Origin of the sequence: Mesorhizobium muleiense, assembly GCF_900099905.1 — a bacterium.
Taxonomy (GTDB): domain Bacteria; phylum Pseudomonadota; class Alphaproteobacteria; order Rhizobiales; family Rhizobiaceae; genus Mesorhizobium; species Mesorhizobium muleiense.
The window spans coordinates 185,884-194,550 of sequence record NZ_FNEE01000011.1 but is presented as its reverse complement, the minus strand read 5'-3'; the positions used below and the strand labels follow the sequence as shown (position 1 = coordinate 194,550).

General features: G+C 56.5%; 6 protein-coding genes and 1 pseudogene. All 7 read left to right on the top strand.

From position 1 onward, the window contains the following. Positions 1–1,221: 1,221 nt before the first annotated feature. Positions 1,222–2,412: pseudogene (locus BLT09_RS20065) on the top strand (IS256 family transposase); the annotation flags it as partial. A gap of 225 nt (positions 2,413–2,637) precedes the next feature. Next, positions 2,638–3,357, top strand: coding sequence for a GntR family transcriptional regulator (locus BLT09_RS20060; protein ID WP_029354792.1), 720 nt, complete (start codon positions 2,638–2,640; stop codon positions 3,355–3,357). Between the two features lie 1,024 nt (positions 3,358–4,381). Continuing rightward, positions 4,382–5,668 carry a DegT/DnrJ/EryC1/StrS family aminotransferase gene (locus BLT09_RS20055; protein WP_091595886.1) on the top strand — a complete coding sequence of 429 codons (1,287 nt, stop codon included), beginning with the start codon at positions 4,382–4,384 and terminating at the stop codon, positions 5,666–5,668. Between the two features lie 87 nt (positions 5,669–5,755). Further along, positions 5,756–6,442, top strand: a complete 687-nt coding sequence (locus BLT09_RS20050; protein ID WP_236370662.1) for an amino acid kinase family protein — start codon at positions 5,756–5,758, stop codon at positions 6,440–6,442. Further along, positions 6,439–7,269 carry a nucleoside-diphosphate kinase gene (locus BLT09_RS20045; RefSeq protein WP_236370659.1) on the top strand — a complete coding sequence of 277 codons (831 nt, stop codon included), beginning with the start codon at positions 6,439–6,441 and terminating at the stop codon, positions 7,267–7,269. The genes BLT09_RS20050 and BLT09_RS20045 overlap by 4 nt, the downstream gene beginning before the upstream one ends. Continuing rightward, positions 7,266–7,946 (top strand): methyltransferase, encoded by a 681-nt coding sequence (locus BLT09_RS20040; protein WP_029354798.1) that lies wholly within the window; start codon positions 7,266–7,268, stop codon positions 7,944–7,946. The genes BLT09_RS20045 and BLT09_RS20040 overlap by 4 nt, the downstream gene beginning before the upstream one ends. Next, positions 7,943–8,482 carry a hypothetical protein gene (locus BLT09_RS20035; protein ID WP_051695334.1) on the top strand — a complete coding sequence of 180 codons (540 nt, stop codon included), beginning with the start codon at positions 7,943–7,945 and terminating at the stop codon, positions 8,480–8,482. The genes BLT09_RS20040 and BLT09_RS20035 overlap by 4 nt, the downstream gene beginning before the upstream one ends. The last annotated feature ends 185 nt before the right edge of the window (positions 8,483–8,667 follow it).

Sequence of the window (8,667 nt, the reverse complement as noted above, 5' to 3'; positions counted from 1 at the left end):
CCCTGGGCCTACATCCAACCTTCCGAGCTTAAGGCCGTGGCCTGAGAACAGCGCTTACCGACTGACACAGCACCTCGCCACTGAACTCGCATGTAAGACCGGAAATTGCGAACCTGAGCGCGGCCTTCCTACATTCGGTTGAGGCCTCAGCTCGCCTTCTCGACTACGCCCAGATCGAGCGCCTGACGGAGCGACTACAGAGTGCTACGCGTGTCGAAGCTCTTGGTATGGGCGTCTCCGCAATCTGCGCAGAGCTACTGTCACAGCCGCCTGATCTGGCTGGGGACCCCGGATTGTGAACATCGCTCGCGGTCTGGCTCATGGGCTGGACGCTTCGGCTTATGCTATCGGCATCTCCTATGAAAGATATGAGCGAGAGGCCGTCGCCTTTCTCAGAACTGGCCGCGACCGAGGAGCGCATACGCTTGCAATAACGACGCGTGACAAATCGCCAGTCTCTGGGGTGGCGCATGAGGTGCTCCTACTCAGCTCCGGCGCGGGCCCTGGCCGAACCTGGACCGGCAACGCTTATGCCTTCAATGGCTCTTCTGAGTGAGTGCATCGCCGAGTGTCTGAAGGGGCACAGAAATCCCAATGCCTCGCGAACCAAAGCATAGCTGTGCGAACGCTTGGTAAGATCTCTGTTGGTGCCAACACCGCCTTCAGCGAAGCCTTCCTTTCGCTCTTCAGATCGCCAAGTGTAGTTTTAGTCGGAGCCGGGCCTCTCCGAGGGCAATGACAAGAGATGCCACCCCGGGAAGTTCCGTCAGAACGGTCGCTCCGTTAGTGACGACGACCGTCGTGCGGCGACCACCGAAGTATGGTCTACGAACAAAGCGAGGGCCAAGCGCAAACTGGTGAAACGACAGATGTACGGCCGCGGCAAGTTGGATCTGCTAAGGGCCGTTAGTCGGCGCTGTAAAGAAATGTCACCGAGAGTGGGTCAAAGCCCCCGTGGTAAGCGCTCGCCGGGCGGAACTGGTCAGGGTTGCGCAGTCCGCTAGTCTAGCGTGGCGAAGCGACGAGCGCAGGAAATGGTTTGCGCGCAGCTCAGGTGCGTCGAGCGCCTAACGCCTCCTAGATCTTTCCGCGTCCGGTCCTCTGAGGCTTCCTCCCGGTAGTGTGCTGAGAGTTCTGCAAATTCGCTGAGAGGGGGCGGTCATGGCAGGCTGGTGATGTTCAACGTCACCTGATTCCCGCGAAGGAACGCCACCATGACCCAAGACTGAAAGTAAGACCGCCAGCGCCGCCGTCAAAGACATTCTGCTTTCGGACCCGCAAGGTCTGCACGAAGTGATCCGGGCGGTGATGCAGGAGGTGCTCGAGGCCGAGATGGACGAGGCTCTGGGTGCTTCGAAAGGCGAGCGCACACCGGAGCGGCTCGGCTATCGCTCGGGTTATTATGGCCGCACTCTTGTCACCCGTGTCGGCAAGCTTGAGCTGCGAGTTCCGCAGGACCGGGCCGGCCGCTTCTCCACCGAGCTTTTCGAGCGTTACCAGCGTTCGGAGCGGGCCTTGGTGGCCACGCTTGCGGAGATGTATGTGCAGGGCGTGTCGACCCGCAAGGTCAAGGCGATCACGGAAGAGCTGTGCGGTCATTCGTTCTCGGCCTCGTCCATCTCGGCCATCAACAAACGCCTGGACGAGAGCCTGAAAGCGTTTGCCGAGCGCCCGCTTCAAGAGCCTTTTGCCTACCTCATCCTCGATGCTCGCTACGAGAAGGTGCGCGAAGCCGGCATCGTCATGAGCCAGGCGGTGCTGATCGCGGTTGGCATCGACTGGGACGGCCGGCGTCAGATCCTGGCCGTGGAGATGGCCAATCGTGAGAGCCGCTCGGCCTGGAGGGACTTTCTCGTTGGCTTGAAGGCACGCGGCCTCAAGGGCGTCGAGCTGGTCGTGTCTGACGATCATGCCGGCCTGGTCGCGGCGATCGGCGAGGTGATCCCGGAAGCGGCATGGCAGCGCTGCTACGTGCACTTCCTCAGGAACGCGCTCGATCACCTGCCGAGAAAGCATGGCGACGATTGCCTGCAGGAACTGCGCTGGCTCTACGACCGGCGCGATCTCGCCGAGGCCAAGGCCGATCTCGCCGCATGGCTTTCCAAATGGTCGGCCCGCTACCCACGACTGACGACATGGGTGGAGGAGACCATCGAGTACACGCTGACCTTCTTTCGTCTGCCACGCCAGCACCACAAGCATCTCAAGAGCACCAACATGCTTGAACGGCTCAACGAGGAAATCCGGCGCCGCACCTATATCCTGCGCATCTTTCCAAACTCACAGAGCTGCCTACGCCTCGTCAGGGCGCTGGCCGTCGAAACCAACGAAAACTGGATGGAGGCCAACCGCTACATCAACATGGACGACCTGCGCGAGCACAAGAAGCTCACTCTGCGCCAAGCCGCATGACCAGCACCATGGCCGCCCCTTTTTGCAGAACTTGACGCACACAACCGGCTTCCGCATCCGAGCGCCGCGGCTGGCCATGGTCACACCTCATACGCATGGTGTATGCAGCTGAGGCGGCGCGCGGTGCATGCGTCATGTCCGGATGTCGAGAAATAGCACGCCGCAGAAACTCAAATTCTGCTAATCGAACGTTCAAAGGACGTCGAAACAAGGGGAAGCGTAGAGATGTGGTTCTGCAAAAATGCGGCCCAATGTCGTCGGACAGAAATGCCCAGTTTGGCTATTGAAGCCAAGAAGAACGCAAAAGCCGATGCAGCCTACGACGCGGTACTTCAATTGCTCTACAGCAAATCCCACATGCCGGGGCAGCATCTCAGCGATAAAGAGCTAGCGTCCGACCTCAACATCGGCCGGACTCCTATACGCGAAGCACTTATCCGACTTGCAGCGGAAGGGAAGATCGTGTCCTTTCCTCAAAGGGGCTACTTTACGAGACCTCTGGTCGAGTGGGTTCTATTGGACTCGTATGTGGTGGCGCGCGAAACACTTACCTTCGCCCTAACTCGTACACGGACTCACCCTCTCGACCGAACCGCCCCCTCTGGTGAGTTATCTCCAACGGAGCTCGCTCTTCGAGCGGAAGAAATATTCACTGACATAGCTCTGGGGGCATGTAATTGCGAAATTTGCCATATCATCGACAAGTTCTGTTTCTGCTCTCATGCCCTTCGCATGGAAATAACCGCGTCTGAGCTTTCCCCGGCTTTTCGAACCAGTCTTGCAAGGCTAACTGACGCAATGCCTCAGCTCGGCAAGACTACGAGCGCAGTGGCATCCGCATTGACTAACCACCTTGATGTAGAACAGCGCGCAGTGTCGCGCGCTTTGCAAAATATGAGCAGGAGACAGCTGGCAAACTTCACGTTTACAAAGAAGTATTGGTGAGCGATTTTCGCCGACATCAGCCGAGTAGCTGAGCCATTCGGCTTGGGCCGTCGCAGGAGGGCTGCGGGTCCCGTGCGATATGATGCTGGAGGCGGTCAAGAGACGCTTCGGATCGACGAGGGTGCCTCATCCGATCGAGACCTGTCGGAAAATGGCACCCCTACACCGGCAAGGAACACGCGCCTTCGCCTCTGCGCTGACCGCGTTACTTGCTCCACGCCCGTGAAGCGCCCCACTCCAGCGACGTGTCGGAAGCCTGGGTCAAAACCTTCAAGCGTGATTGCGTTCGCATCACTCCTTGCATGATCACCCATGGTTCTCCGCCAGATCGCCCGGTGGGATGACTACAACGAGATACATCCTCACTGAGCGCTCAGAATACGATCCCGGGAGGTCATTCTGACACAAACCCACTAGCCGGAGTGTTCGCGAAAGGGGCTACTAACATTGGACGCCGGCCCTCGGTCCGGCGAGTGCTTCAACCAATTACGGAAGCTCGGGGTGCTCCCAGCTCGCCAAGGTTGGCTGATTATCTGGCCCGCGGCTTTGGCGGGATGATATTCCTGCGCATCCGCGCTGCGCTTTTTATCTTTTAAATGGTGCCGGTACTAGAGGCTGAAAAAGCAACCTCGCGTTGTCACTTCCGATACTAAAATATCCCAGATAGGAGGCTAAAGGTAGGCGGAGAATAAATAATATATCCATAAATATATTTCAGAGGACCACTTCCCCTTCTTGTCAAGGGCTATTAGGTGTTGATTTACGAAGGAGGGACTGCATCGTTCAGCGAGTTCATTTCCGACGAGGTTGACGCCTCATACGCCGGTTGCGAGCTTGAAAGCTCTTTCCTGAACTCAACGTAGCGAGGGCGCTACGGCGCCCAGCCTGTTCTCAGGAGCGACTCTGCTCTTGTGGGTTAGCCGAGCCTCGTTGCAAGACGCAAAAGTATGCGAGAGACGGGTCGGTTCGGCTCGTGACTTCGCGAGTGGCCGATGGCCGATGTAACACAACCAGGCTAGATCATATGACCAAGGATGTAAGCTTAGCCACGGCAGCAAGCACACGATGCGCCCACCAGAAGGACACTTCTCTTGCGCTCTTTGGAGGAGATCCCACGGTGCCGGCTGGGCGAGTTGTTCTTTGGCCAGCTGCGAAACGTAAACATTTGAAGGCGCTCGCAAATGTTGTCGAAAGCGGCAAATATCATCGCGTCAATCACCCTATGGTGATTGAGCTCGAAAAGCGGCTAGCGGATTGGTCGGGTAACTGGTCTGTGCGCGCCGTTGGAAGCGGCACAGCCGCTATTCACGTGGCTCTCGACTACTACCGGAACCGAGGTCGCCGAGTCGTTACGTCGGCTTTGAACTGGCCGGGAGCCGTCGGCCCAATCACGATCAGTGGACTCGAACCGGTCTTTGTCGATGTTGAGCCAGACCTTGCCGGAGTTGATGAGAAGATGGCGGCCTCCCTCATCAAGCCAGGTGACGCGGCGACGCTCATAACTCATCTGTTCGGAAATAACCTCTTGGTTCCCAGCTTGAGATTGGCGGCGCGAGCGCGAGGCGTGGCGATTATCGATGATGTTTGCCAATCAATTGGCGCTGCGAAAGATATTGTCAATGGAGCTTACTTGGAGAGCGATGCACTCTCTCTCTCCGGCAACGGAGCTAAACACCTCGGGGCAGGTGAGCTTGGATTTGTCCTGACGAGGGACCCTGCTCTGATCCACCATGTAGATAATGTTTCGCTGACAAGCTCGTCGCGATGTGGAGCTAGGATATTCTCCCCGAACTCCAAAGGCTACAATTACCGACCCAATGTATTCTCTGCTGCCATTGCTAATCACAGGCTCAAGCAGCTTGACCGGCAGCTTAAAAAAAGGCGAAGGAATGCTAGGTTCCTTTGGCAGGAGATTGGCCACCTCTCAGGGCTTCTGCCTCTTTTCGATCCAGCAGATCATCAACAATCGATGCTGAATCTCCCGTTGCGTCTTGAGCCGGAAAAGCTCGGTTTTCTACCTGGCCCTACGGCCAGGGATTTCATCATTAAGCTTCTTCAAGCCGAGGGAGTTCCCGTTGCGGTCTGGCTGACGAAGCCCGTCTTTGAATATCTGCCGGATATCTGCGGCCAATGGTCAAGGACCGATTTTCCAAACGTCATGAAGATATTGAACACCATGTTTTACGTGTCGGAGATCGCTCCACCAAACGACGTTGAAGTGATGAAATTGTACGCGGCCGCGTTTCAAAAGGTCTGGGCAGCGCTTCCAAACCTAGCTTCGAAAATTCCTGAGATCGTATCTGTTGCCTGAGGGCGGGATGGCAAGCCGATGGACTGCTCAATAAAAGGTTTTCCACCATATGGCTTTTCGATTGTTCTCAAATTCGGCGGGAGCATCATGCGTGATCTTGCCGTGTGTAAGCTCGCACTGGCTGAACTTGAGCGTCTCGCCGATAAGGGCCATCGAATCCTACTTGTTCCAGGCGGCGGCATCCCGGACAAAGCAATTGAGGCGATTGATGCAGCCGAGCGATTAGATCCGTGTACCGCGCATCATGCGTGTGCTCTAGCACAGGACCAAACGGGGTATTTGCTTGCGGATGCCGCCTTCTCTTCCAAACTAGTTCCATCGGCCAGCCTAGGCGAATGCCGAACTCTCGCGAGACTTGGGAAGATTCCAGTGCTGCTGCCTTCCCGTTTGCTGTTTGCGGCTGACCCAGTGGAATGGAGTTGGGACGTCACATCCGACGCCGTTGCCGCGTGGATCGCTTGGTTAACTGGGGCACCACAGCTGGTGATTTTGACAGATGTCGATGGCGTGCATCGCGGTGGAGCAACCGACGATCCCGCTGCACTTATAGAGCAGATCGCTGCTCAAGATCTTGTCCTTCTCGGCCACACCTCGATTGACGCCTGCGCGGTCGAATTCATGGCGAAGAAAAGCCTTCCCGGCGTTGTGATTAATGCCCGTCATCCCGCTCGTCTCGCCGATTGGCTGGAAGGGAGACGCGTTAGAGCGACTAGGATCACCGTCGCGAGCAGGAAGGCCCATATCACAAGCGACCCTTTGGGGGGGGCGGCATGATGTCATCCACGGCGCTGATAGTGTATGGCCCGGAAGTCGCGCGCTCTGGCCTAACCTCGCTGCTCGACGAATTTATTCGCCGGCGAACCGGTTTGGAACTCTCGGAACGGTTCTTTTCGATTCATAGTCGCAAATCCATTGATGCGTTTTATACCCTTACCTGTTCCACCGGCGGGAAGCATTGGCCATTGGTGCTGGACTTATTCGACATGCGTCCGGTTTGCGCCACGATCTGGAGCGGACCTAATGCGCTGCACTTGTCGCAAAAACTGAAGGGTAACACACAGCCGGCCCAGGCTTTATCCGGCACCGTACGTAGTCTCTTTTTCTGCGATAATCCCGTGACGAACCTCCTTCATGTGAGCGATAGTCATCAAGTAATGGATGCTGAGCTGAGAATACTTAGGTGCCGGTCGTTGGGCGACGAAGCGACTGCTTGGATTTCTCTCGATTCCGGCTACATTGCCCATTCATCTTTCCAAATGTTGCTAAACGTTCTCGGCGACAGGGGAGCTGCGCCGATGCCGGACAATCGGAGTGATGGTAGCGCGTTTGCCCACGCAAGATTCTGTTACGACAGAGCACTCCTAACCGCAGCAAAGTCGGGCCTAACGACAGCCGTCCAGCGGTATTTCCAGGGGGATCGAGCCGGTCTAGAAGGCCTCTTCCGGTATGCACCCCTCCGCTCATCTTGGGACCGCCTCATTCTTGAGGCCGGTCTGTTTTCAATGCCTCTTTGGAATTGCTTACTGAAGCGAACCGTTGATGCCGTCGAGCCGGGAAAACAACCAGGCATGGCACCGCGCCGGAAGGCCGGAGAACAATGAGCGAACTTGATCGTATCAGGACAACGCTTCGGACAAGTCAACAAGCCACTTTCCCGCGTCAGATGCAGGCATTCGGACTGGATCTGGTCGTACAGGAAGGGGTTTTTCCTCCAGAGCACTTCCAGAGTTGGCGTTGGATTAGCGAGAATTTTCCCCCATTCGACGGAAAGACCGTCTTAGAAATCGGCTGCGGTTTCGGTCTTCCCGGCCTTCTGTTGGCAAAGACTGGCGCGCTGTCGTTGCTGACTTGTGACATCAATCCGAGGGCCGTCGCGAACACGTTGGAGAATGCTGCAAGAAACGGCATTAGTAACGTCGAGGTCATCGCAAGCGATATATTTAACAATGTTCCACCTGGCAGAAGGTTCGACATCATATTTTGGAACTACCCGTCGAGCTACGCTCCAGAAGATTACGAGTTTGTCCACGACCTCGAAGGTGGTGCGATCGATCCAGGGTACAACTTGCTCGAGAGATTTCTTTCAGATGGCCCAAGGTTCCTTACGGAATCAGGTCGTATCGTTCTTGGGTTCGGCACTAATGCCCGTGACGACCTTCTTGAAAAGATTGCGGGTTCAAATGATCTCACATCTGTGCTTCTGCGAGCCGGGACCTATCCCGACGTCAACGTAACTTACAGGCTGTTCTCAATATCAAAGAAGGCCACAAGCGCATGATGCCCGAGCTGATGCGCATTGCGTTGGTCGCCATTTCGCGCAATCGGAGCAAAGATAGCTGGGTAGCGGGCAGTAGCGTCCTTTCGCAGTTCATCCAGCGTGCGCCGAACGACATTGACATTCATCATGTCAATTTGGCCGCATTCAATCAGGCTGTGGATAAGGATACCAGGGCTCTGGCGGACGCGGGGTTCTCCATTGCCACATCGCGACCTGCCGACGCGGAGCTGGAGATCGTATTCTTGAGATCGAACGGGACCCTGGCGATAAATTGGGTTCTCGAACAGGAACGACCGACGGCGTTAATCAACGATCCGCTTTTTGGGACAAGGGCGAGTTTCGCGGACGTCATCGCGCGAAAGGTCGAGATGCACCTGGAGAACCACCATTCGAAGCACAGGGATGATCTCCTTGCACTCCTGGAGCATTCCGCCTCAATCTCGGCCGAAATGAGTCTGGACCAATTGGTTGGTAGCATCTCCGCGCTAGACCTCGCGAAATACGTCAATACCAACCTTCGTGGCAGCACGCGATAGATGTCAGCCCCCAATCTCCCGGGAATTCCCGAACACCGTGGCAAACGTAGAAGTGGACATGGAAGAAGCTCGACCTGGTCCACCGATCTGCCGACCGGCAAAAGGAGCCGCTGACTTGCTGTCGGTGAAGAAGGAAGCCAGGATCTTGCCTGCCTTCCTGCGTCCCACGCTGCTGCGGCCGACCC